General features: G+C 72.2%; 21 protein-coding genes and 2 pseudogenes. 13 read left to right on the forward strand and 10 right to left on the reverse strand.

The window, feature by feature from the left end; genetic code table 11:
• Positions 1-631: 631 nt before the first annotated feature.
• Positions 632-1,543, reverse strand: coding sequence for an HAD family phosphatase (locus Sm713_RS01730; RefSeq protein WP_212907934.1), 912 nt, complete (start codon positions 1,541-1,543; stop codon positions 632-634).
• Positions 1,544-1,654: 111 nt separating this feature from the next.
• Between Sm713_RS01730 and Sm713_RS01735 the strand changes: the two genes are divergently transcribed.
• The 5 genes and pseudogenes from Sm713_RS01735 (at position 1,655) to Sm713_RS01755 (ending at position 8,215) form a co-directional block, all read left to right on the forward strand.
• Positions 1,655-1,933 carry a glutaredoxin family protein gene (locus Sm713_RS01735; protein WP_212907935.1) on the forward strand — a complete coding sequence of 93 codons (279 nt, stop codon included), beginning with the start codon at positions 1,655-1,657 and terminating at the stop codon, positions 1,931-1,933.
• Positions 1,934-2,386: 453 nt separating this feature from the next.
• A pseudogene (locus Sm713_RS01740) lies at positions 2,387-3,059 on the forward strand (redox-sensing transcriptional repressor Rex); the annotation flags it as partial.
• Positions 3,060-3,390: 331 nt separating this feature from the next.
• Positions 3,391-5,295 (forward strand): glutamyl-tRNA reductase, encoded by a 1,905-nt coding sequence (locus Sm713_RS01745; protein WP_212907936.1) that lies wholly within the window; start codon positions 3,391-3,393, stop codon positions 5,293-5,295.
• Entirely contained in the window at positions 5,292-6,383 is a 1,092-nt protein-coding gene (gene hemC, locus Sm713_RS01750) for a hydroxymethylbilane synthase (RefSeq protein WP_212907937.1), read from the forward strand. Before Sm713_RS01745 ends, hemC begins: the two co-directional genes overlap by 4 nt.
• Before the next feature lie 125 nt (positions 6,384-6,508).
• A complete protein-coding gene (locus Sm713_RS01755; RefSeq protein ID WP_249416488.1) occupies positions 6,509-8,215 on the forward strand; it encodes a uroporphyrinogen-III synthase in 1,707 nt (568 codons plus the stop codon).
• A gap of 196 nt (positions 8,216-8,411) precedes the next feature.
• On the opposite strand, the gene Sm713_RS01760 is transcribed toward Sm713_RS01755, so the two are convergent.
• Entirely contained in the window at positions 8,412-8,636 is a 225-nt protein-coding gene (locus Sm713_RS01760; protein WP_212907939.1) for a hypothetical protein, read from the reverse strand.
• Between the two features lie 357 nt (positions 8,637-8,993).
• On the opposite strand from Sm713_RS01760, the gene Sm713_RS01765 reads away from it, so the two are divergent.
• From Sm713_RS01765 to Sm713_RS01780, 4 genes are all read left to right on the forward strand, one after another.
• The gene (locus tag Sm713_RS01765) at positions 8,994-9,272 is read left to right on the forward strand and encodes an alpha/beta hydrolase (RefSeq protein WP_212907940.1); all 279 of its coding nucleotides are present in this window, start codon (positions 8,994-8,996) and stop codon (positions 9,270-9,272) included.
• Between the two features lie 861 nt (positions 9,273-10,133).
• Positions 10,134-10,871, forward strand: coding sequence for a hypothetical protein (locus tag Sm713_RS01770; protein WP_212907941.1), 738 nt, complete (start codon positions 10,134-10,136; stop codon positions 10,869-10,871).
• 197 nt (positions 10,872-11,068) lie between these two features.
• Positions 11,069-12,028 (forward strand): prolyl aminopeptidase, encoded by a 960-nt coding sequence (pip, locus tag Sm713_RS01775; RefSeq protein ID WP_212907942.1) that lies wholly within the window; start codon positions 11,069-11,071, stop codon positions 12,026-12,028.
• 219 nt (positions 12,029-12,247) lie between these two features.
• Positions 12,248-13,468, forward strand: a complete 1,221-nt coding sequence (locus Sm713_RS01780; protein WP_212907943.1) for a hypothetical protein — start codon at positions 12,248-12,250, stop codon at positions 13,466-13,468.
• A gap of 94 nt (positions 13,469-13,562) precedes the next feature.
• Here Sm713_RS01780 and Sm713_RS01785 read toward each other — a convergent pair whose 3' ends face one another.
• Positions 13,563-14,792, reverse strand: a complete 1,230-nt coding sequence (locus tag Sm713_RS01785) for an FAD-dependent monooxygenase (RefSeq protein ID WP_212907944.1) — start codon at positions 14,790-14,792, stop codon at positions 13,563-13,565.
• Positions 14,793-15,007: 215 nt separating this feature from the next.
• Here Sm713_RS01785 and Sm713_RS01790 point away from each other — a divergent pair, with 215 nt between their 5' ends.
• Positions 15,008-15,523 carry a MarR family winged helix-turn-helix transcriptional regulator gene (locus Sm713_RS01790; protein ID WP_212907945.1) on the forward strand — a complete coding sequence of 172 codons (516 nt, stop codon included), beginning with the start codon at positions 15,008-15,010 and terminating at the stop codon, positions 15,521-15,523.
• Between the two features lie 72 nt (positions 15,524-15,595).
• Here the strand turns inward: Sm713_RS01790 and Sm713_RS01795 are convergent, their stop codons facing one another.
• Positions 15,596-15,976, reverse strand: coding sequence for a hypothetical protein (locus Sm713_RS01795; protein WP_212907946.1), 381 nt, complete (start codon positions 15,974-15,976; stop codon positions 15,596-15,598).
• Entirely contained in the window at positions 15,973-16,932 is a 960-nt protein-coding gene (locus Sm713_RS01800; protein ID WP_212907947.1) for a DNA-processing protein DprA, read from the reverse strand. Before Sm713_RS01800 ends, Sm713_RS01795 begins: the two co-directional genes overlap by 4 nt.
• A gap of 260 nt (positions 16,933-17,192) precedes the next feature.
• Here Sm713_RS01800 and Sm713_RS01805 point away from each other — a divergent pair, with 260 nt between their 5' ends.
• Positions 17,193-18,179, forward strand: a complete 987-nt coding sequence (locus Sm713_RS01805) for an aldo/keto reductase (protein ID WP_212907948.1) — start codon at positions 17,193-17,195, stop codon at positions 18,177-18,179.
• A gap of 89 nt (positions 18,180-18,268) precedes the next feature.
• Here the strand turns inward: Sm713_RS01805 and Sm713_RS01810 are convergent, their stop codons facing one another.
• From Sm713_RS01810 to Sm713_RS01820, 3 genes and pseudogenes are all read right to left on the reverse strand, one after another.
• A complete protein-coding gene (locus Sm713_RS01810; protein ID WP_212907949.1) occupies positions 18,269-18,832 on the reverse strand; it encodes a Uma2 family endonuclease in 564 nt (187 codons plus the stop codon).
• A gap of 109 nt (positions 18,833-18,941) precedes the next feature.
• Positions 18,942-19,148 (reverse strand): DUF397 domain-containing protein, encoded by a 207-nt coding sequence (locus tag Sm713_RS01815; protein ID WP_212907950.1) that lies wholly within the window; start codon positions 19,146-19,148, stop codon positions 18,942-18,944.
• Positions 19,145-19,964 (reverse strand): annotated as a pseudogene (locus Sm713_RS01820) (helix-turn-helix transcriptional regulator). The gene Sm713_RS01815 and the pseudogene Sm713_RS01820 overlap by 4 nt, the downstream one beginning before the upstream one ends.
• Positions 19,965-20,123: 159 nt before the next feature.
• Here Sm713_RS01820 and Sm713_RS01825 point away from each other — a divergent pair.
• The gene (locus tag Sm713_RS01825) at positions 20,124-20,564 is read left to right on the forward strand and encodes an ATP-binding protein (protein ID WP_212907951.1); all 441 of its coding nucleotides are present in this window, start codon (positions 20,124-20,126) and stop codon (positions 20,562-20,564) included.
• A gap of 37 nt (positions 20,565-20,601) precedes the next feature.
• Here the strand turns inward: Sm713_RS01825 and gap are convergent, their stop codons facing one another.
• Entirely contained in the window at positions 20,602-21,600 is a 999-nt protein-coding gene (gene gap / locus Sm713_RS01830; RefSeq protein WP_212907952.1) for a type I glyceraldehyde-3-phosphate dehydrogenase, read from the reverse strand.
• A 183-nt stretch (positions 21,601-21,783) separates the two neighbouring features.
• Positions 21,784-22,731 carry a GlxA family transcriptional regulator gene (locus Sm713_RS01835; RefSeq protein ID WP_212907953.1) on the reverse strand — a complete coding sequence of 316 codons (948 nt, stop codon included), beginning with the start codon at positions 22,729-22,731 and terminating at the stop codon, positions 21,784-21,786.
• A gap of 210 nt (positions 22,732-22,941) precedes the next feature.
• On the opposite strand from Sm713_RS01835, the gene Sm713_RS01840 reads away from it, so the two are divergent.
• Positions 22,942-23,298, forward strand: a complete 357-nt coding sequence (locus Sm713_RS01840; RefSeq protein WP_212907954.1) for an SCO4225 family membrane protein — start codon at positions 22,942-22,944, stop codon at positions 23,296-23,298.
• Positions 23,299-23,369: the final 71 nt, after the last annotated feature.

Raw genomic sequence — 23,369 nt, forward strand, 5'->3', positions numbered from 1 at the left:
CCATCACGTGCAGTACGGGACCATTCACCCGTCGTGGCGACGCGTGGGTACCGGTTTTCGTCTGAGGAGAATAACGCTTCGTACAGGCAGCACTACACCCAGTTGCTCAAATCGTCGGTTCCGTCGCTTCTGTTATCGATCGACGACCGTTCAAGTAGCAATCGGTGACCGAATATTGATCGTTTGGGTTCGAGTTCGGTCTGGTTCCGAGGTGTGTTGTGGTCGAGTGGCATCAACGCGACTGGCGAGGGGTGTGCAGGGGTAAGACGGCAAGATTGCCGCGTGTCCGTGCGCGTGTCCGTGCTTGAGTCGGATTGTGTGCCCTTGCGCCGTACGGACGCATGAAAGCGGCTCCGTGGTTGGGCCGAACGGAGCGCCTGCTTGTACTCCGTACGTGGACCGCGCGGCTCCGTTCAGCCCTATGCGGGGCGCGGGGTGGGGGTACCTCCCACGCCCTCAAGGCAGTGGGGGAGCGACGAGCCGCGACGTGACCGTCGGGTCGTCACCGGCCTGAAGGGGCTGGTTCTGGTCTTCCCGACCACCGGCAGGTGGTGGTTGCTCGTGCCCGCGCGGCGGAGCCGCATATCGATACAGCCCCGCACCCCTTCCGGGGTCGCCCGAGCCGTCAGGCTCACGTGTGGCGGCGCCGTGAGTACGCGATCGCCGCCGCCGTGCCCCCGGCGACCGCGCCGACGCCCGCCGCGGCGGGGAGCCCGACCTTGGCCGCCTTGCGGGCGGTGCGGTAGTCCCGCAGCCGCCACTCGTGCTCCCGGGCGTGCTTGCGCAGCTTGGTGTCCGGGTTGACGGCGTGCGGGTGGCCGACGAGGGAGAGCATCGGGATGTCGTTGTGCGAGTCGCTGTAGGCCGCGCACCGGGACAGGTCGAGGCCCTCGGCGACGGCGAGCGCGCGCACCGCCTCCGCCTTCGCCGGGCCGTGCAGCGGCTCCCCGACCAGCTTGCCGGTGTAGACGCCGTCGACCGACTCGGCGACGGTGCCGAGCGCGCCGGTCAGGCCGAGCCTGCGGGCGATGATGGCGGCCGTCTCCACGGGGGCGGCGGTGACCAGCCAGACCCGCTGCCCGGCGTCCAGGTGGGCCTGCGCGAGCGCGCGCGTGCCCGGCCAGATCCGCCCGGCCATGTACTCGTCGTAGATCTCCTCGCCGATGGACGTCAGCTCGGCGACACGGTGGCCCTTGACGATGGAGAGCGCGGACTCGCGGACGTCCTGCATGTGGTCCGGGTCCTCGACGCCGGCCAGCCGGAACCACGCCTGCTGCCAGGCGAACCGGGCAAGTTCGCGGCGCTGGAAGAACTTCCGCTTGTACAGGCCGCGGCCGAAGTGGAAGAGCGCGGCGCCCTGCATCACGGTGTTGTCCAGGTCGAAGAAGGCGGCGGCCTTCTCGTCCCCGATGACGGGGAACTCCGCGGCGGCGGCTTCCCCGAGGGACGATTGGCGCGCGGCCTCGGCCGAGGCTTCACCTGCCAGCACGCTCCGCGCGGTGGCGGAGTGCTTGCGGTGGGGGAGCCATCCCAGAGCGGACATGACGTGAGCATAGCCAGTTCGTGCGATGCTCTGGAGTCCCCCGGATTCGCGATGCGTGAACTCTCCGCGACCAGTCGTTGAATGCGGGCGGAGCGGGGTCAGAATGGGGGCATGAGCCCTGTGTTCCGGCGGCCCCGGAAGAAGCCCCCCGAGGAGCGGGTCGTCACGCTGATCCGCAAGCCGGGCTGTCATCTGTGCGACGACGCGCAGGCCGTGGTGGAGAAGGTCTGCGCCGAACTCGGATCCACCTGGGAGCAGCGCGACATCACCCAGGACGAGGAGTTGCACCGCGAGTACTGGGAGCAGATCCCGGTGGTGCTGGTGGACGGCGCCCAGCACGACTTCTGGCGGGTCGACCCGGACCGCCTGCGCCGCGCGCTCACGTCGTAGCGCCCGCCCGCGTCGTAGGGCCGCTCACGTCATAGGGCCCGCCCGCGCGCTCACGCGTAGGGCCCGCCCGTCGGCCGCGGCGCTGCGCCTCGTACGGCCGCGGCGCTCCGTCTCGTATCGCGGACATCCCGTGTCGCGTGTGTCGTTCGTGATGGAACAGTCATGTCAGACGGCGCAACGGGGGCCGAATGACGCTTACGATCGAAGGCGGTCGGATCTCGGGGGCGAAGATCGTGAGGAGTGTGTTCGGCTTTGCCCTCATCCATTGAGGAACGGAGCCGCCTGAGAGGCGGATCTTCCGGCCGGTTCCCGGGACGCGTGACCCCGGTCACGTTGGACGGGCAATTCGGACACAATCTTTGTGCACGCGTTCACAAAGACATAGCCTGCATACGACGGGGCGGTCCCGGGACGCATGACCGCCCACAGCCCCGCTCTACCCGCAGGAGCATCGTGGCAACAGGCCGAACGCACCGACCGGCGACCCGCAGCCGAGGAATCCCCGAGGCCACCGTCGCCCGGCTCCCGCTGTACCTGAGGGCACTCACCGCGTTGTCGGAGCGATCGGTTCCCACTGTCTCCTCCGAGGAGCTGGCGGCCGCGGCCGGGGTCAACTCCGCCAAGCTCCGCAAGGACTTCTCCTACCTGGGCTCCTACGGGACCCGGGGCGTCGGCTACGACGTCGAGTACCTCGTCTACCAGATCTCCCGCGAGCTGGGCCTCACCCAGGACTGGCCGGTCGTCATCGTCGGCATAGGAAACCTGGGCGCGGCGCTCGCCAACTACGGCGGTTTCGCCTCGCGCGGCTTCCGGGTCGCCGCGCTCATCGACGCCGATCCGTCGATGGCGGGCAAGCCGGTCGCCGGCATCCCGGTGCAGCACACCGACCAGCTTGAAACGATCATTCACGACAACGGCGTCTCGATCGGCGTGATCGCCACCCCGGCCGGCGCCGCCCAGCAGGTCTGCGACCGCCTGGTGGCCGCCGGCGTCACGTCCATCCTGAACTTCGCCCCGACCGTCCTCTCCGTGCCCGAAGGCGTGGACGTCCGCAAGGTCGACCTCTCCATCGAGCTCCAGATCCTCGCCTTCCACGAGCAGCGCAAGAACGGCGAGGAGCGCGAGGACCGCGAGGAGCGGGGCGAGCGCGGCGAGCGCCCGGGCACCGGCGAGGGCGCGGCGCGCGGCACGGTTGCCGCCGCGGCCCCCGGAGCCCCGGTGGCACCGCCGGCCGACACCTTCGCAGACGCTGCGGGCGCGGTCACGGGCGGCGTCCCGGAGTCCGGCGCGGGCGCCGCAGGAGCCGCCGCCGCGCAGTCCCCGGACTCCCCCCAGTCCCCGCAGGGCCATGACCCGGGGACCGCCGCACCGGAAGCCGCCGCCACGGGACCGGGCGCCACCGCGCCGGGAACCGGCCCGAAGGGGCCCGACGGGGACATCCCCGCCGTGATGCCGGCATGAGCCTGCTGGTCGTCGGACTGAGCCACCGCAGCGCGCCGGTGAGCGTGCTGGAGCGCGCCGCGCTCTCCGCGGACGCCGCCGCCAAGCTGCTGCACGACACCGTCGAGGCGGAGCCCGCCGCCGAGGCCGCGGTGCTCGCCACCTGCAACCGCATCGAGCTGTACGCGGACGTCGACAAGTTCCACGCGGGCGTCTCCGAGCTGTCCACGCTGCTCGCCCAGCACAGCGGCCTGGGCCTCGACGAGCTGACGCCGTACCTGTACGTGCACTACGAGGACCGTGCCGTCCACCACCTGTTCTCGGTGGCCTGCGGCCTGGACTCGATGGTGGTCGGCGAGGGCCAGATCCTCGGGCAGATCAAGGACGCCCTGGCCACGGCCCAGGAGCTGGGCACCGCGGGCCGCATGGTCAACGAGCTGTTCCAGCAGGCGCTGCGGACCGGCAAGCGGGCGCACTCCGAGACGGGGATCGACCGCGCCGGGCAGTCGCTGGTCACCTTCGGCCTGGAGCAGCTCGCGGACTCCGGCACCGGCGACGGCGCCGAGGCCGCCGTGCGCGCCTGGGCCGCGGGCAAGCGGGCGCTGGTGATCGGCGCCGGTTCGATGTCGTCGCTGGCCGCGGCGACGCTCGCGCGTGCCGGCGTCGCCGAGGTCGTCATCGCGAACCGCACGCACGCGCGCGCGGAGCGCCTCGCCAGGATCCTCACCGAGAGCAACGGCGAGGGGCAGGGCCCGCACGGCGGCACGTCCGCGACCGCCCGAGCCGTCCACATGGCCCAGGTGAGGGACGAGCTGACACGTGCCGACGTGGTGGTGTCCTGTACCGGCGCCACCGGTCTCGTCCTCACCGCGCGTGACGTGGCCGCCGCCATCGCCGACCGGCTGCCGCCCGGCGCCGCCCGCCCGGACGCCTCGGGCACGGACGGCGACGGCCGGAGCCAGGACGGCCGGACCGGATCCACCGGGCCGGGCGGCGCGTCCCGTTCCGGCGCGTCCCCTTCCGGCGCGTCCCGTTCCGGAGCATTCCAGGAGACCCCGGAGGCCGGGGCGGCCGGCGAGGCCGGGTCCGCCACCGCGAAGGGCGACCCCTGCCCCGTCGACCTGACCGCCGTGCAGGAGGCCGCCGGAGGCTTCTCCGTGCAGGGCGAGGCCGCCGTGGCCGGCATGGACGCCGCCGCGCTGGAGCAGCACGCCGCCTGGGTCGACAAGGGCATCGGCGCACCGGCCCGGCCCGCCGCACGCGGCGTGGTGCACGACCCCGCCGCCGACGCGGACGCCATCGCGCTGCTGGCCGCCGCCGCGGCCGCCGGCCGGGTGCCCGAGCGGCGCGGCCCGAGGCACGAGCAGTCACCGTCAGGGCCGCCGGTGCTGGCGCTGCTCGACCTCGCCATGCCGCGCGACATCGATGCCGAGGCGCACCGGCTCGCCGGGGTCCGGCTCATCGACCTGGAGTGGCTGGCCGCGGCCTCCGCGGACGCCCCGATGGCCGCCGATGTGGATAAGGTGCGCGGCATCGTCTCCGACGAGGTCGCGGCGTTCGGGGCGGCCCAGCGCGCCGCGCGGATCACCCCGACCGTCGTCGCACTGCGTACCATGGCCGCCGATGTGGTGGCCGGCGAGATCGCCCGTCTGGACGGGCGCCTGCCGGAGCTCGACGTGAGGCAACGCGCGGAGATCACGCAGACCGTGCGGCGCGTCGTCGACAAGCTGCTGCACGCGCCGACCGTACGGGTCAAGCAGCTCGCGGCCGAGCCCGGCGGCGCCGGGTACGCGGACGCGCTGCGGACCCTGTTCGACCTCGACCCGGAGACGGTCGCCTCCGTCTCCCGGGCCGGGCGGAACGACCTGAACGACCTGAACGAGGCGGCCGTCGACGACGGCGAGAACCGAGGGCGAGCATGACCGACCGCAATTTCCGGGGGGACATCCCAGGGACCGGGGAACCACCCGGGCCCGGTGCCAGGGCACCCGGCGGGGACGCGGGAACCGGCGCGCTGCGCCTGGGGACCCGGCGCAGCAAGCTCGCCCTGGCCCAGTCCGGACTGGTCGCCGAGGCGATACGCAGGGTGACGGGCCGACCCGTCGAGCTGGTGGAGATCACCACGTTCGGGGACACCACACGCGAGCACCTGGCGCAGATCGGCGGCACGGGCGTCTTCGTGACCGCCCTGCGGGACGCGCTGCTCCGCGGCGACGTCGACCTCGCCGTGCACTCCCTGAAGGACCTGCCGACCGCACAGCCCCAGGGGCTGGTGCTGGCCGCGGTGCCGCCCCGCGAGGACCCGCGGGACGTGCTGATCGCGCGCGACGGCCTCACGTTCGCCGAGCTGGTGGCGTCCTCGGACGGGCCCGCCCGGATCGGCACCGGTTCGGCACGCCGGATGGCGCAGCTGAACGCCTACGCACGCGACCACGGGGCGGTCATCAGGACCGTTCCGGTGCGCGGAAACGTCGACACCAGGATCGGCCTGGTGGCGAGCGGTGAGCTGGACGCGGTGGTTCTCGCCGCGGCCGGGCTCAACCGCCTCGGACGGAGCGCCGAGGTGACCGACCTCCTGTCGGTCGACACGGTTCTGCCCGCCCCCGGCCAGGGGGCACTCGCGGTCGAGTGCGCGGCGTGGAACGCCCCCCTCGCCGCCGTGCTCGGCGAGCTCGACGACCCGTACACGCGGGCCGCCGTGACCGCGGAGCGGTCCCTGCTCGGCGCCCTGGAAGCCGGCTGTAGCGCACCCGTGGGAGCGCTGGCCGACCTCCCCCTACTCTCGACTCCGCTCGTCGAGTGGGGGGACCCCCAGGACGACGGGCAGATTGTCAAGGAAATGCGCCTGCGCGGCGTCGTCGGCACCCCCGACGGCGCCACACTGGTGCAGTTGTCCACCACCGGTCCCGTGCCCGAGTCGCACGACCAGGCAGTGACGCTCGGCCGTGAGCTCGCCGCCGAGATGCTCGCCAAAGGCGCGGCCGGTCTGATGGGGGAGCGAGCACTTTGAGCCCCACCACCTCGAACCACCCGACCCACTCCGCCCGCGGCACGGCCGCACCCAACGGAAGGGCCGCCCCGGGTGCCACCGGCGCCGCGAGAGCGCCCGGCACCGCGCAGGGGTACGTCACGTTCCTGGGCGCCGGTCCGGGGGACCCGGGGCTGCTGACCCTGCGTGCCGTGGAGGCGCTGGCCAGCGCCGACGTGCTGATCGCCGAGCCCGATGTGCTCGATGTGGTCCGTGCGCACACCAGAGCAGGCGTGACCGTGTGGGACACGGCCATGGCGGCGCACCTGGAGGCCCGCACGGGCACGGAACCCGGTTCGGGCACGGCCCCGGCCGGGGAATCGGGCACGTCTTTGCCGGCGGTCCGCGACGGCGCGTCTGTTGACAGCGCGTCAAGAACCGCTGACGTCCCTGCGTTGAGGGACGCCGCCAATCTTGTCATGGCGGCCGCGCGGGGCGGCAAGCGGGTCGTCCGTGCGGTCGTCGGCGACCCCGGCTTCGACACCACCGCCGCCGACGAGATGCTGGTCTGCGCCGCGGGGGGCGTGCCCTTCGAGGTCGTGCCCGGCATCGCGACGGCGGTCGGCGTGCCCGCCTACGCCGGGGTGCCGCTGCGTGACGCGCAGGGCACCGACGTCCGCTTCGTGGACGCGCGCACGGCACCCGAGCGGTGCTGGACGGAGGTCGGCGCGTCGGACGGCACCGTCGTCGTCTCCGCCACGCTGGAGACGGTGGCCGCGGCGGCCGGTGAGCTGGTGGCCGCCGGGCGCAAGCCCGACACGCCGCTGACCGTCACCGTCGGAGGCACCACCACCCGCCAGCGCACCTGGACGGCGACGCTCGGCACGATCGCGCAGACCCTCAAGCAGGCGAAGGTGCTGCCGTCGCCGGACGGCGGGCGCCCGGTGATAGCCGTGGTCGGCGAGCGTTCGGCGGCCGCGCAGCGCGAACAGCTGTCCTGGTTCGAGTCCAAGCCGCTGTTCGGCTGGAAGGTGCTGGTCCCGCGCACGAAGGAGCAGGCCGCGTCGCTCTCCGACCAACTCCGCTCCTACGGCGCCGTGCCGCACGAGGTGCCGACCATCGCCGTGGAGCCGCCGCGCACCCCGCAGCAGATGGAACGCGCCGTCAAGGGCCTGGTCACGGGCCGCTACGAGTGGATCGCCTTCACGTCGGTGAACGCGGTCAAGGCGGTCCGCGAGAAGTTCGAGGAGTACGGCCTCGACGCGCGCGCGTTCGCCGGGATCAAGGTCGCCGCGGTGGGCGAGCAGACCGCGAAGGCGCTGGTGGCCTTCGGCGTCAAGCCGGACCTGGTGCCGAGCGGCGAGCAGTCCGCGGCGGGCCTGCTGGAGGACTGGCCGCCGTACGACGCGGTCTTCGACCCGATCGACCGGGTGTTCCTGCCGCGCGCCGACATCGCCACGGAGACGCTGGTCGCCGGCCTGGTAGAGCTGGGCTGGGAGGTCGACGACGTGACCGCGTACCGCACGGTCCGCGCGTCCCCGCCGCCGGCGGAGACCCGCGAGGCGATCAAGGGCGGCGGCTTCGACGCGGTCCTCTTCACCTCGTCGTCGACGGTCCGCAACCTCGTCGGCATCGCCGGCAAGCCGCACAACGTCACCGTGATCGCGTGCATCGGCCCCGCCACGGCCAAGACGGCACAGGAGCACGGGCTCCGCGTGGACGTCATGTCCCCCGAGCCGTCCGTGAACGCGCTGGCGGAGGCCCTGGCCCAGTTCGGCGCCGGGCGCCGCGAGGCGGCGGTGGAGGCGGGCGATCCGGTGACCCGCCCGAGCGAGCGGCGCCCCGGGGCGCGGCGGAGGCGGACGACCACGTAGGGCGCTCGCACCGGGGCCGGGCGTGGCCCCTGGCGTGGCCGCGCCGGGGGGCCCGCACCGAGAACTCGCGAGAACTCGGTGCGGGCCGTCGTGCGTGTCGGCGCTCCCGCGGCCGAGCCTGCCCGGCCCGGCCGGTCGGTTCGCCACGGTGCCGCCCGGCCACGTAGGGGTGTCCGGGCAACCGCCCGTCGGTGGGTCAGAGCACCCAGAGGTCGTAGTGGATGTCCGTGCCACCCGGCCCGTACGGAGTCCCGTCGCAGTGGAAGTCGTGGATGTTGCCCTCGTACAGGAGGGCGTAGCCGGCCGCGTTGCAGCCCGTCTTGGTCGCGTAGCTTCCGTACCAGGTGTAGGCGTCCGCCGACATGGGAGACGCCGACACGGTGGTAGTGGAGACGGCGGGCGCCGCCGAAGCCGTGCTCATGGGTGCCACGAACGCCGCTGTGGCGCCTGCGGCTATGGCCAGGGTTGCGAGGAGTTTTCTCCGCACGTCGGTCATCCTTCTCTGTCGGGTAGGGCCGCCTCTGGCGACCGCTGTCGTCACGCCCAGGCGGCGAGCCTGAAGAGGCACGCGAGCGGCCTCGGGCGCTGGTGGTTCACCGGTGTCGACCGGCTCGGGCAGTAGCGTCCAGCTACTTCGCCGCGCTCACCAGACGGAGCGGGAGAATGGGGACACCCCGGGACGTCCACACTCCTGACCTGGGGCGCGTCCGGACGTCATGAGCAGGTTCCGGGACGCCGAGGGTCCTCTACGACGAGCAGGCCAAGGCACGACGCGCGGATGCGGATAGCGTTCGTCCGGATCTGCGCCCACGTCTTCAGCAACGGCGCGTGGCTGGAGGAGGACCAGCTCGTGCGGAACGCCCACAAGCTGGCCGGGATCCCGGGCGTGCTGGTCCAGGGCCGGCACGACATGGGCTGCCCGGTGCAGACGGCGTGGGAGCTGGCGAAGGCGTGGCCGGGCGCGCGGCTCCACATCTTCGAGGACGCGGGGCACGCCGGGAGCGACGCGGCGAACGAGATGGCCCGGGGCGCCGTCGAGGGGTTCAAGGACCGCTGATCTCCGGCGCCGGTCCCTGGTCCGTCAACGCACCTGTGGTTCGCTGCAGTTGATGCGGAGTTGATGCCTACTTCGGTAAGGGAAGCGGTTCCTGTGGCGGGTGTGGTCATGGAATCATCAAGGGATCAGCCCAACCGCTTCTGAACGCTTGGACTTCACATGGGGCAGACGTCAGGCCGCGCCGGCAAGGGGGGCGGCGCCGGTACACCGCGGCGGGCCGGGAGTCCGGGCAAGACCCCGGCGGGGGCCGGGAAGCGGCCCGATCCCCGGACCGTGCCGTCTCCGGCGGGGCCGGCGGCGCAGACCGCGTCCGGAACCGCTGCCAAGGGAGCCGGGGCCAAGGCAGGCGGGCAGGCGGGCAAGCCCGCGGCGCGGCCGGTCGCCTCGCAGCCCCTTCCTCCCGAGCAGCCCCCGCCGGTCGAGCAGCCTGCTCCTGTCGAGCAGCCTCCTGGGGCCACGGCACGGCGGCCGTCCGCCAAGCAGAGTGCGGACGCCGCACAAACGGCCACCGGCTCCGCGGCCGGCAGGAAGAAGGGCAGCAAAGGCAAGGGCAGTAAGCCGAGCCCGAGCCGGAGCGGTGCCAAACCGGCCCAGGGCCGTGGCAGCGCCGGGCAGCATGCCCAGGGTCGTGGCGGCGAGAAGCAGGCCCAGGGCCCTGGCAGCGCCGGGCATGCCGCCCAGGGCCTGAGCACCGCGAGGACGGTCGCGGCCACCTCCGCGGCCTCGACCCGCGCGACCGGGAAGCCCCCGACCGGGAAACCCCCGACCGGGAAATCCGCGACCGCGGCACCCGGGACCGCGACCGAGTCCGCCGCGGCACCGGTACCGGCACCGCAGCCGGGTCGCCGGAAGAAGCCCGTCGTGGTGGCCGCGGGGGTCGCCGGTGCCCTGCTGATCGGCGTCCCTTTCCTCTTCCTCGGCCGCGGCCACGACCAGCACAAGGACGTCACCGACCGAGCCGACGCGCCGGCGGGCAACGCCCTCGGCAGCGCGGACGACGAGGGTGCGAAGAGCGGCCTCGACGGGGCGTCCCCGTCCCCGTCCGCGACCGGCAAACACCGGGGGAGCCCCGCGGCGAACGAGAAGACGGAGGCGGCCAAGGCGTCGCCGAGCAACCTGCCGGGAGCCCCGAAGACGGCCAGGCACGCGGCACCGGGCACGACGGGCGGGAGCACCGCCGGGTCCGGCCGTACCGGCCACCAGAGTGCCGGCTCGGATTCCTGGGAGCGCTGGGCCCACGGCTACCAGAACTCGGGGCGGCACGACGGCGGCACCGTCGTGGTCGGCCCGAACCGGACGCTGAGCGCCGGGCAGTCCTGGTCCGCGCCGCGTGCGCGCATGGTGATGCAGGGCAACGGCAACCTGGTCATCCAGGACGAGAACGGGCGCACGCGCTGGTCCACCCACACGTCCGGTACGGGGAACAGGGCGGTGTTCCAGTCCGACGGCAACCTGGTCGTCTACAGCAGCGCCAACGCGCCCCTCTGGTCCTCGGGTACCGGCGGCCACAACGGCGCCGTGCTCATGTTCACGGACGACGGCGACGTAGTGATCCAGTGGGGCGGCCAGACGCTCTGGGCATCCCACACGCGGCACTGACGGGCCCGCGCGGCGGGGCACGCACCGGTAGCGCGGGTGCGTGCCGCCGTGACGTCGTTCCGCCGTTCCGTCGTTCCGTCGTACGTGCCGACCCTCGCCCGCCGCTGCCACGTTCCCGCCCCGGCACCCCACCCCGCCGAGGTAGCCGGGGAAAAATCGGGTGATCGTGCTTGGGCGGATCGTTAGCCTGCCGTCCCATGGTGGCCCTTTATCCTCCGACCGGTCCCTACGATCACGGGTTCCTCGACACCGGGGACGGCAACCGCATCTACTACGAGCAGCTCGGCAACCCCGAGGGAAAGCCGGCCGTGAGCGTCCACGGCGGCCCCGGGGCCGGCGCACCGCGGCGGCCGACGCGGGCCTGGGACCCCGAGCGCTACCGCCTCGTCCGCTTCGACCAGCGCAACTGCGGTCGTAGCACCCCGCACGCCAGCGACCCTGCCGCGGACATGGCTCTGAACACCACGCAGCACCTCATCGACGACATGGAGCGGCTGCGCGAGCACCTCGGCATAGAACGCTGGTTGGTGACCGGCGCCTCCTGGGGCACGACGCTGGCCCTGGCCTACGCGCAGCAGCACCCCGAGCGGGTCAGCGAGATCACCCTCCAGGCGGTGACGACGGCCAGCCCCAGCGAGATCGACTGGCTCTACCGGGGCGCCGGGCGGTTCCGGCCCGAGGCATGGGACCGGTTCCGCGACGGCGTTCCCGAGGAGGATCGGGACGGCGACCTGCTGGCCGCCTACGCGCGGCTGATGGAGACCCCCGACCGGGCGATCCGCGAGAAGGCCGCCGCCGACTGGCTCGCCTGGGAGGACGCGGTCATCTCGGGCGAGCCGAGCAACGTGCCCGGCATGTACAGCGACCGCGAGACCGACGCGCGGATAGCGTTCGTCCGGATCTGCGCCCACTTCTTCAGCAACGGCGCGTGGCTGGAGGAGGACCAGCTCGTGCGGAACGCCCACAAGCTGGCCGGGATCCCGGGCGTGCTGGTCCAGGGCCGGCACGACATGGGCTGCCCGGTGCAGACGGCGTGGGAGCTGGCGAAGGCGTGGCCGGGCGCGCGGCTCCACATCTTCGAGGACGCGGGGCACGCCGGGAGCGACGCGGCGAACGAGATGGCCCGGGGCGCCGTCGAGGGGTTCAAGGACCGCTGATCTCCGGCGCCGGTCCCTGGTCCGTCAACGCACCTGTGGTTCGCCGCAGTTGATGCGGAGTTGATGCCTACTTCGGTAAGGGAAGCGGTTCCTGTGGCGGGTGTGGTCATGGAATCATCAAGGGACCAGCCCAACCGCTTCTGAACGCTTGGACTTCACATGGGGCAGACGTCAGGCACTCAGGCAGCGTCCCCGGACACTGCCGTCGCCGCAGCGACCATGGCCGCACTGACCCCGCAGAGACAAGCGGCGCAGGACCCCGCCCCCGGGGCGGGCGCGGTGGCGGTAGCGGCGGGACCGGCCGAGGCCGAGGCGGGCGCGGCCGCGTCCGTGGAGCGGTCGGGCGTCGTCTCGCGGCCGCTCCCCGCCGAGCAGTCCCTCCCGGCCGCGCAGCCTCCGGCCGTCGAGCAGCCTCCCGCCGTGGAGCGGCCTCGTCCCGCACAGCCGGCGCAGGCCGCAGAGGCCGAACAGGCTGAGCAAGCCGAACAGGCTGAACAGGCCGAACAGGCTGAACAGGCCGCGCAGGAGGCCCACTCTGCCGCCGCGGAGCCCGGTGCCGTGGCGGAGCCCGACGCGGCCGCGGAGCAGGCGGCGGACGTGGACGCCGCGTCGGCGGAGGGCCTGACCGGTGTCAGGACGGACGCGGCCACGGCCGCTCAGGCGTCGGCCGTCGAGCCCGAGGCCGAGACCGCACCGCACCCGGGACGCCCGGGAAAGCCCATGCTGGCGGCGGCGGGGATAGCCGGCGTCATGCTCATCGGTGTCCCGCTGATGCTCTTCGGCCGCGGCCACGACAACGAGAAGCACCCCGCCGGCCACGACGAGGTCCCCGCGGGCACCGTGCTCGGCGGTGCCGGCGACGCCGCGCAGGACAACTACGCGGCGGCCGTCCCCGCTCCGTCGGGCACCGGCAAGCACCGTGGAGCCCCCGCGAAGAACGACAAGTCCGACAAGACGAAGGCATCGCCGAGCCACGTGCCCCAGGCCCAGAAGAAGGCCAAGCACGCGGCGTCGGGCGCGGCGGCCGGGAGCGCCGCCGGTACTGCGAAGCAGTCGGCGAGCCACCACACGACCGCCGCCCACAAGTCCCCGCCCCGGCAGACGGCCGCCACCACCGTCGTGGTCGGAGCCGAGCGCACGCTGAACGCCGGGCAGTCCTGGAGCGCGACGCGCGCGCGGATGGTGATGCAGGGCGACGGCAACCTCGTCGTCTACGACGAGAACGGTCACGCGCGCTGGGCCTCGAACACCTTCGGCTCGGGGAACAGGGCGGTGTTCCAGTCCGACGGCAACCTGGTCGTCTACAACAGCGCCAACCAGCCCATCTGGGCCTCCCAGACGTACGGCCACGGCGGCGCGGTCCTCGTGCTCCAGGCCGACGGCAACGTCGTGATCGAGAGCGGGAGCCAGGTGTACTGGGCGTCGAACACGGCGCACTGAGACAGCCGGGGACGCACTGGCATAGCCGGAATGCACTGGCATAGCCGGAACGCACTGACGCAGCCGGGGACGCCGGGCCCCGCCCGCGGATCCCCTACGCGCCGGCGGGGCGTGTGGCCCGCTGTTCGGCGTCGCCGTATTCCGGGAGCGTCATGCCGGTGTAGGCGGCCTGCCTGTCGGTTCGCTTCAGGCCGGCGGGGTCGCGGAGGGCCTCGTTGCGGCGGTCGAGCGTCTCCTGGGTGCCGGGGGTGACGAAGGTGGAGCCCGAGGTGGCCAGGGCCTGGTTCCGTTCCACGAAGGGGCGTGCCTTCCGCTCGTAGGCGGCGAAGGCTTCCGCGTGATCGGAGTGGCCGGCCAGCTCTCCGGCCAGGACGTAGGCGCCGACGAGGGCGATGCTGGAGCCCTGTCCGGACACGAACGACGGTGCGTGGGCGGCGTCCCCGGCGAGGGCGACGCGTCCTTGCGCCCAGGTGGGCATGTGGATCTGGCTGACGACGTCGAAGAACAGGTCGTCGGCCTCTCGCATGGCGGTCACGAGGCGCGGGATGTGCCAGACGCGCTCGGGGAACATGGCGGCAACGAGGTCGCGCTGGGCTTCGGGGGCCCGGAAGGCGTGGAAGGGGGGCGTCTCCTGCCTGAAGGAGAGGAACCCGTGCACGCGGTCGCCGAGGCCGTGGGAGTAGAGGACGGCCGACCTGCCGGGCGAGGACCAGATGACCCCTTCCCGGCCGAGGCCGAAGTCGTTGGGGAGGGTGAAGCCGGCGAAGGCGTGGCCGAGGTAGCGGTGGAAGCGTTCCTCGGGGCCGAAGACCAGGCGGCGGGTGTTCGAGTGCAGCCCGTCCGTGCCTATGACCACGTCGAAGGCGCGGTGGGTGCCGCTGTCGAAGGTCACCTCGACGCGGTCGCCGCGGTCGTCCAGGGTGGCGATGGAGTCGTTGAACAGGAACTCGACCTGGCCGTGGACCAGGTCGTAGAGGGCGTCTGCCAGGTCCCCGCGGCGCACTTCCAGGTCCAGACCCTCCGTGCCTCCGGAGAACGTTTCGGGATTGACGGACGCGATGAGACTTCCGTCGGTGTCCAGGAAGGACAGTTTCCGGATGTCGACGTGCGCCTCGCGCAGCCGCGGGAGCAGTCCCATGCGGTCGACGACGTCGAGGGCCGTGCCGCGGATGTCGATGGGGTAGCCGCCGCCGCGGATGGCGGATGCCTTCTCGACGACGGTGACCTCGAAGCCGTAGCGGGTGAGCCAGTAGGCCAGAGCCGGGCCGGCGATGCTCGCGCCGGAGATGAGGACCTTGCGGTGCGCGGACTGGTACACGGACATTCTCCTTCCGTCGGCCGCACTGAAGATGCGTACCTTAGGTATCCTTTTTGTGGTCGCGATGTACCGTTCGCCGCGACCATGGGCTCAACGATATAGATGCCTAAGGTAGGTATGCAAGTGGGTGCGCGGATGGGTGCACGAGTAGGTGCACGAGTGGGTGCACGAGTGGGTGCACGAGTGGGTGCACGAGTGGGTGCACGAGTGGAGGTGGCGCATTGAACGCGGAGTCACCGGACGGTCCCGGATCCGACCAGCCGTCGGAATCCGTGCTGGCGGTCCTGCCGCGGCTGACGCAGCTGAGCAGTGCCATCAGCCGGGGCCGCCTTGTCGAGCGTGCGGCCGAGGCGGCCGGGCTCGCCCTGGACCGCCCCGCGCTGGGAGTGCTCGTGACGCTCAACATGGCCGACAGGCCACTGCGTGTCGGGGAGATCGCGGAGCGGATGCAGGTCGTCGGTCCGCACGTCACCCGGCAGGTGCAGGGCTTGGAGCGCCGCAACCTCGTACGCCGTGTCAGCGACCCGCACGACCGGCGCGCCAGCCTGATCGAGCCGACCTCGGAGGGGACCCAGGCGGCCCAGCGGTACACGGCGTCCATGCTCGGCTGGTTCACGGACGCCATCAGCGGCTGGTCGGAGCAGGACCGCAGCGACCTGGGCCGGCTGCTCGGAAGGCTGGCCGATGACGTGACCGCACGCCTGGCGCTCCTGGACGACGTGCCGCCGACGTCCTGACGGGGCGTTGCCGCCACGACCGTGCACTGCCCCCCGCTGGGCGCCGCCAGGTGCCGGCGTTGCGGCGCGGTGTCAGTGGGGGTGGAGGACGTCTTCGAGGCCGAGGCGGGTGAGGAACCGCTCCCGGGCGCTGTCCGCGACGGCGCTGACCTCTTCCGATCCGTCGCCCACGGGATCGACGTGGACCCGGAACGGGCGGCTGCCGTGCGGAGTGTCGACCACCCGGACGATGGAGTCGGCCACCTGCGAGACGTCGGCGTCGCAGATCGCGTTGCGGCAGGTGGTCTGGCCCTCGTTCCAGCTCTGACTGCATACGGAGCAGTGACGGGGCGCGAGTGGGCGCAGGGTGCGGGCGGCACAGGCCGCACAGATCGACGGTCTACCGGTCAGCCGGTGGGGGCAGGCCGGGCAGTTGGGGAACCCCAACGGTTCCAGGTCTAAGCGGCGGCTCACAACCCCGCCAGCGCGAGCTGCAATCGCTGCTGGCCGACCTGCTGGAGCTTCTCGGGCTGTCCGAGGCGGCGGAGCACGTCGCCGAGTTCGGTGACCTCCACCGCGGTCCCCTCGTCGATCATCTTCTGGGCCCAGGTCTCGGTGGCCGCCAGGGAGTGGAGGACGAAGACGTGCTTGCCGTGCGCGGCGGCGATCCTGGCCTGCATCTTCGCGCCGGAGGTGGAGGACGCCTCGACGACGACGCTGCCGCGGCTCGCGCCGGAGGTGACGACGTTGCGGCGGGGGAAGGTCCATGTGGCCGGGGGCGAGCTCGGCCAGAACTGCGACAGCAGTGCACCGCCGGAGGACAGGATCCGCTCGGCCAGGGTCTTGTTCTGGGCCGGGTAGATCTTCGCGGCGATGCCGGTGCCCAGTACGGCCACGGTGCGGCCCCCGGCGTCGAGGGTCGCTGTATGGGCCGCGCTGTCGATGCCCTTGGCGAGTCCGCTGAAGACGGCCACCTCGTGCTCGACGAGGCCGCGGGCCATGCGGGCGGCGCGGCGCAGACCGACGTCGCTCGCGCTCCGGGTGCCGACCACGGCCACCGAGCGGGCATCACGATCCTCCAGCTCCCCGAGGTGGAACAGGAAGGGCGGAAGGTCGGGCACGAGCCGGAGGTTGGCCGGGTACTGGGGGTCGAGCACGGTCACGAGCCGGGCGCCGGCCGCCTCCGCCTGCTCCAGCTCGTCGGTGACACGCTGCCGGGCGTCATCGATGCCGGCCAGGGCCTGGCGGAGGACCGGAACGGCTCTTTGGGCGACGGCGGACTCCTCCGGGATGTCTCCGCCGAGGACGACCTGCACGGCCTCCGGTGACTGGCAGGTGCGTGCAAGGAGACTCCAGTCGACGGATCTCCGCTCGGCACGCAACGCGCACAGGGTGAGCAGGTCCTTCTGCTCCTGCGTGACACTGACCATGGTGATGGGCCTTCTACTCGCGGTCCGGATGTGTTCGAAGGGTTCTGCTGACGCGCTGTGGACCTGTCCTCATCATGTCGTACCCCGCCCTACCTGACACCCGTACGCGGCCCAGGCAGGCGTACGGGGGGCGGGTGTACGGGTGGCGGTGTACGGCCAGGCGTTGTCCGTCAGATCATGTCGCCGCGAAACCCCTTGGGAGATGGTCCGGGCCCCGGCAGGATGATCCGGCGTCACCAGTCATGTGAGGGGAGCGGTGGATGAGGCAGAACCGGCTCGGGAAGAGCAAGGTGCACGTCACGGAGCTGGGTTTCGGGGGCGGTCCGCTCGGCGGGCTCTTCGAGCCGCTGGACGACGAGACCGCCGCGGGTGCCCTTGAGGCGGCCTGGGACAGCGGGATCCGCTACTTCGACACCTCTCCGCATTACGGCATCGGGCACTCCGAACGCCGCACCGGCGACCTCCTGCGCGGCAAGCCCCGCGAGGAGTGGACGCTGTCGACGAAGGTCGGCAGGCTGCTGGTTCCGCAGGACCCGGCGGGCCGGATGGACGAGAGCTTCGCGGTGCCCGCCACGCACCGCCGGGTGTGGGACTTCACCCGGGACGGCATTCGGCGCAGCGTGGACGACTCGCTGGAACGGATGGGCGTCGACCGTATCGACGTGCTCTTCCTGCACGACGCGGAGGAGCATTTCGAGGACGCGATGCGCGACGGCTACCCGGCCCTCGCCGAACTGCGCGCCCAGGGCCTGGTGGGCGCGATCGGCGCGGGGATGTACCACCCGGGCAAACTGACCCGGCTCGTCCAGGAGTCGGACGTCGATGTGGTGATGCTCTCCGGCCGCTACACGCTGCTGGACCACAGCGCCCTCGACGAGCTGCTGCCCGCCTGCACGGACCGGGGGGTCTCGGTTCTCGCGGCCTCGATCTTCAACTCCGGCCTGCTCGCCACGCCCCGCCCCGCCGAGAACGCCACCTTCGACTACGGCCCTGCCACGCCGCACATGCTTGAGCGCGCACATCGCCTGGCTGACGTCTGCGGGGCCCACGGCGTGACGCTGCCGGCGCTGGCGATGGCCTTTCCGCTCCGCCACCCGGCCGTCTCGGGCATCGTCGTCGGCATGCGGACGGCAGACGAGGTGCGGCGCAACGTCGCGGCGTTCGGCACGGAGATCCCCGCACGGCTCTGGGACGATCTGCGGGGAGAAGGGCTTCTGGACGAGCGGGCGCCGGTATCCGGGCAGTAACAGCGAGGCAAGCGTGTCGCTGTTGCGCGTTGGCTCGCCCAGCGTGGACGTGGGGCGCCAGGCGGTCACGAGGTCGGTGACCGCCGCCGCTACCTTCGCGTCAGGGACGCGGGGTCGAGCTCGAATGCGAACGGCTCGTCCACCCGTGTGACGACCCCGGCGAGCAGTGACGGCTGATCGACGTAAGTGCCGTTGCTCAGGCGCGCGGGCAGAAGGCGGGGCGCGGGCTCCAGCTCGACGCGCCAGTAGTGCGCGATGCCGGCCGCGGCATACAGCGCGGGCTTGAGCTTGCGATCGGCAACCCGGGTGGAGGGTGAGGCGATCTCGACCACGGCCAGAACGTCGTGCGCGGAGACGGCGACCCCGGCCTCCTCGGCGGCGGCCGCGTCGACCACGGCCAGGTCGGGGATCAGCAGGCCGTCCGGGACGATGACGTTGATGGCCTCGAAGACCTCGACGTCGGCGCCGGCTTCTTCGGCGGCCTGGTCGAGCAGGTCGCGCAGTCGGTAGCTGACGCGTTGGTGTCGTAGGCCGGGTGCGGGGCTCATCATGAGAGCGCCCCCGACCAGCTCGACCCGCTGCCTCGCGTCCTCCGGAAGCGCGAGGACGTCGTCCAGCGTCCACGGTCCGGTGTGCTCGTGGGCAACACTCATACCTTTCACCTCCTGCCCGGCGGTCCCTCCCCAGTGTGCCCGGCGCGGAGCTAGATGTCTCCCATGGCCCGCGTCCGTCGCGTCGGAGACGGGCCACGGGTGCGTGCTGTCAGTGCCCGGAGGCGTACGGGAGGAAGTCCGTCCAGGCGGTGGGGGCGAGGGTGAGGCGGGGGCCGGTGGGGTTCTTGGAGTCGCGGATGAGGATGGTGTCCACGGTGGTGGCGACTTCGACGCAGTCGGGGCCGTCAGGAGTGCTGTAGCTGCTTTTTATCCACTCAGTCGCCCGTCCGTCTTCTCTTGAAGGCTTGCGGATCATGTCTCTCCCAGCACTTTCTCGATGAAGGCCAATGACTCCCGTGGAGTGAGAGCCTGTGCCCGAATGGTCCCGTAGCGGATGTCCAGGATCTGAACATCCTTGGGGTCGGTGATCACGCGACTGACGAGCTGAACCTCGTTGTGTCCTACCGTGCTGCCGTCCTGTAGCCGTAGCAGCCGGAACGAGCCGGCCAAGCCGGCATTGTCCTCCCGGCCCATGGGCAGGACCTGCAAGTCGACGTTCCTCAACCGACCGACCTCCAGCAGACGTTCGAGCTGATGTCGCATTACCATCTTGCCGCCGATGGGGCGGCGCAGCGTCGATTCGCACTGGACAAAGCTGAAGACGCGTAGCGGTGCCCGTTCGTCCAGGATGTCCTGGCGGGCCAGGCGCGCGGTCACGTGCTGCTCAAGCTCGTCCTCGGTGAATGGCGGCCGACGCTCGGATGTACTCCTCCGTCTGAAGCAAACCCTGAATGATGGTGTTGTTGTAGGCGCATAGCTCGACCGCCTCCTCTTCCAGATTCTTCAGGTCCCGCACCTTCTTCGGGTACCGCGCCTCCTCCACGTCCTTCTTCATCGCCGAGATCTTGCCGCCCGCGCCCAGTGCCTCGTCCGCGGCGTCCAGGTACTCCGGGCGGGGAATCCGCTTCCCCCGCTCCACCGAGGAGACCAGCTCCTCTCCGTAGCCGATCGCCGCCCCGAACTCCGGCTGCGTGAGGCCGGCGGACTGACGCCACAGCTTGAGCTGCCTGCTCACGAACTTGATCACGGCCGCGGCCTCGTCGTCGTCCAGAGCCTTGTCCGAGTCACGCATGTCCGTCGCCTCCCCGTTGAGTCCCTGTGTGTCCAACGTCGGGTATCGGGCTCGGTCACCCCGTACGGCCCGTACGGAAACCGGCGTCCCCCGGACGGCCACCGTCCGCACGGGCCCCGTTCCTTCACAGCCTATGCACGCTTGGACACGCTGTGTGACATGAATCAAGAAACCGTCGAACCGGACGCCCCGGTGCGCCAGTTCTCCGTGCCGCTGTCCGCCACCCGCCGTGGCGCCCGGCTCGCCCGGCTGCTTGCCGGGGAGCAACTGCGGGCGTGGGGGCTGCCGTTGGATCCGGCCCGGCTCGTCGTCGCCGAGCTTGCCGCCAATGCTGTGCTGCACGCGCGCGTTGCCGGGCGGGGGTTCCTGCTCGGGCTCTACGTCAACGTGCCCGCGACGCTGCGTATCGAGGTGACCGACACCCGGGGGGACGCGGTGCCCGCCCGGGCGGAGGCCGCCGGCGGGCCGCCCGCCGAGTCCGGGTACGGGCTGCTGCTCGTGGAGGAGCTGGCCGACCGGTGGGGTGTGGCGCGCGGTCCCGTGCCGCGGAAAACCGTGTGGGCGGAGCTGGACCTTGTCCGGTCCCGCCCCGCCCTCTGAGGTTCCGCGGTCTGCGGCGCGCTCAGGCGCGCCCCGCTCAGTCGCGTGCGAGCAGTTCGAGCGTGTCGACGACGCGGTTCGAGAAGCCCCACTCGTTGTCGTACCAGGCCACGACCTTGACGTGCTTGCCCGCCACGCGGGTGAGCGCCGAGTCGAAGACGGACGACGCCGGGTGGCCGGTGATGTCGCTGGAGACCAGCGGCTCGTCCGCGTAGTCGAGGATGCCCTTGAGGGTGCTGTCGGCGGCGGTGCGGTACGCCGCGAGGACGTCTTCGAGGGTGACCTCGCGGGAGACCGCGGTGTTCAGCTCCACCAGCGAGCCGACCGGGACCGGGACGCGGATCGAGTCGCCCGACAGCTTGCCGTCGAGCCTGGGCAGCACCAGGCCGATGGCCTTCGCGGCCCCCGTGGTGGTGGGCACGATGTTCTCCGCGGCGGCCCGTGCCCGGCGCAGGTCGCGGTGCGGGCCGTCCTGGAGGTTCTGCTCCTGGGTGTAGGCGTGCACCGTGGTCATGAAGCCGTGCTCGATGCCCGCCAGGTCGTCCAGTACGGACGCCAGCGGGGCCAGCGCGTTCGTGGTGCAGGACGCGTTCGAGACGATCACGTGGCGGGCGGGGTCGTAGGTGTCGGTGTTCACGCCGTAGGCGAGCGTGACGTCGGCGCCCGCGGAAGGGGCGCTCACCAGGACGCGTTCCGCGCCGGCACGGAGGTGCGCGCGGGCGGCGTCCGCCGCGGTGAAGCGGCCCGTGGACTCCAGCACGAGGCTCACGCCCAGCTCGGCCCACGGGAGGTCGGCGGGATCGCGCTCGGAGAGCACCTTGATGCGGTGGCCGTCGACCACCAGGTCCGTTCCGTCGACCTCGACGGAGCGGCCGAGGCGGCCGAGCGAGCTGTCGAACTTGAGCAGGTGGGCGAGGGTGCCGGGGGCGGTGAGGTCGTTGACGGCGACCACGTCCAGGTCGCTGCCGCGTTCCAGCAGGGCGCGGAGGGTGTTGCGCCCGATGCGGCCGAATCCGTTGATGCCGATGCGGGTCATGGAGGGTCCCTTCGTTCCGTTCCTTCCGCTTTCGTTCCGTCTCCACGGTCCGCGATCGGGCGCCCTGTGGACAGAGGCGTGAACGACGACATGCGCAAGGATCCCGCCCGACCTCTCGCCACCGTGCGCAAGGATCTCGCCAGCCGGCCCGCCGGTCCCCGGTGCGCCACGGCGCACGCCCGCTCAGGCCGAGAACGTGTGCCGGTACTCCGTCGGCGACGTGCCCAGGATCCGGTGGAAGTGCAGGCGGAGGTTGGCGCCGGTGCCGAGGCCGACGTGGTCGGCGATCTGCTCCACGCCCAGGTCGGTGCGTTCCAGCAGCTCGCGCGCCAGGTCCACGCGGGCCCGCAGCACCCACTGCATCGGCGTGTAGCCGGTGTCCTCCACGAACCGCCGGGAGAACGTGCGCTCCGACACGCGCGCGTGGCGTGCGAGCACGGCCAGGGTCAGCGGTTCCGCGAGGTGCTTGAGGGCCCACTCGCGCGTGCTCGCGAAGTGGTCGCCGAGCGGTTCCGGCACGCTCCTCGGGACGTACTGCGCCTGGCCGCCGCTGCGGTAGGGCGCCGCCACCAGGCGTCTGGCCACGCGGTTCGAGAGGCCCACGCCGTGGTCGCGGCGTACCAGGTGGAGGCAGAGGTCGATGCCGGACGCCGCGCCCGCCGACGTGAGCACGGCGCCCTCGTCCACGAAGAGCACGTTCTCGTCCACCCGCACCAGCGGATGCCGCCTGGCGAGCGCCCTCGTGTAGTGCCAGTGGGTCGTGGCACGCCTGCCGTCGAGCAGGCCGGTCGCCGCCAGCGCGAACGCCCCCGTCGAGATGGCCGCGAGCCGCGTCCCGCGCTCGTGGGCGGCCAGCAGCGCGCCGACGACCGCCGCCGGAGGATGGGTGGTCGCCGGCTCCCGGTAGCCGGGGATGAAGACGGTGTCGGCGTGCTCCAGCGCCTCCAAGCCCTCGGCCACCTGGTACGAGAGGCCGTCGCCGCCGGTCACGGGGCCGGGCGCTGCGCCGCACACCCGCACCTCGTAGGGCATGCTCGGCCGCTGGGAGAACACCTGTGCCGGGATGCCGACGTCGAGCGGCTTCGCACCGTCGAGCACGAGCACGGCGACACGGTGGATCTCCCTGCCCATCGGGCACTCCTTCGGTGGTTCTCCGGTTCCGGGCGGTTCCAACTCCCGGCCCCCACCGCACAGTCGATGATGGGTACCGGTACTCATGCCGGCGCGACGGGGTACCCGCCATCGTGAGGCCATGCCCCCTCCGGTAGGGCGCGCAAAGCCCGGAAGCCCGGAGAAGGGGGCCGGCCACTCGATTCGTCGATCCGCACACCGGAGAACATCATGAGCATCAGCCGCCGCGGCCGGGCACTGCTCACCCTGGCCACGGGCAACTGGCCCTCCCGTGTCTACCTCGCCGGGGTCGCCGCCACCACCGGATACTTCCTCTACGACACCCTCGTCTCCCACCCCGACGCCTCCATGTCCGCCATCCTGCCCTGGCTGGTCACCGCCCCGGTCAGCCTGGTCAGCCTCGTACTGCCCGGGGGCACGCCGACCGGCCCGTTCACCGCCGTCTACTTCGCGGGGATCGCCGCGGGCGCCGTCACGGACGCCGCGCTCATCGGCGCCGTCGTACGCTGGGTCGGCCCGTCCCGCCCGTCCCGCCCCTCCTCGCGCAACGCCGCTGCCGGCGCCTGAGCCGCGTTCCCGCGCGGCCCCGGCCACCCGCTCCCGTCCCGTTCCTTCGGGCCCGTTCCTTCCGGGGCGGG

The sequence above is a fragment of the Streptomyces sp. TS71-3 genome (genome assembly GCF_018327685.1).
Taxonomy (GTDB): domain Bacteria; phylum Actinomycetota; class Actinomycetes; order Streptomycetales; family Streptomycetaceae; genus Streptomyces.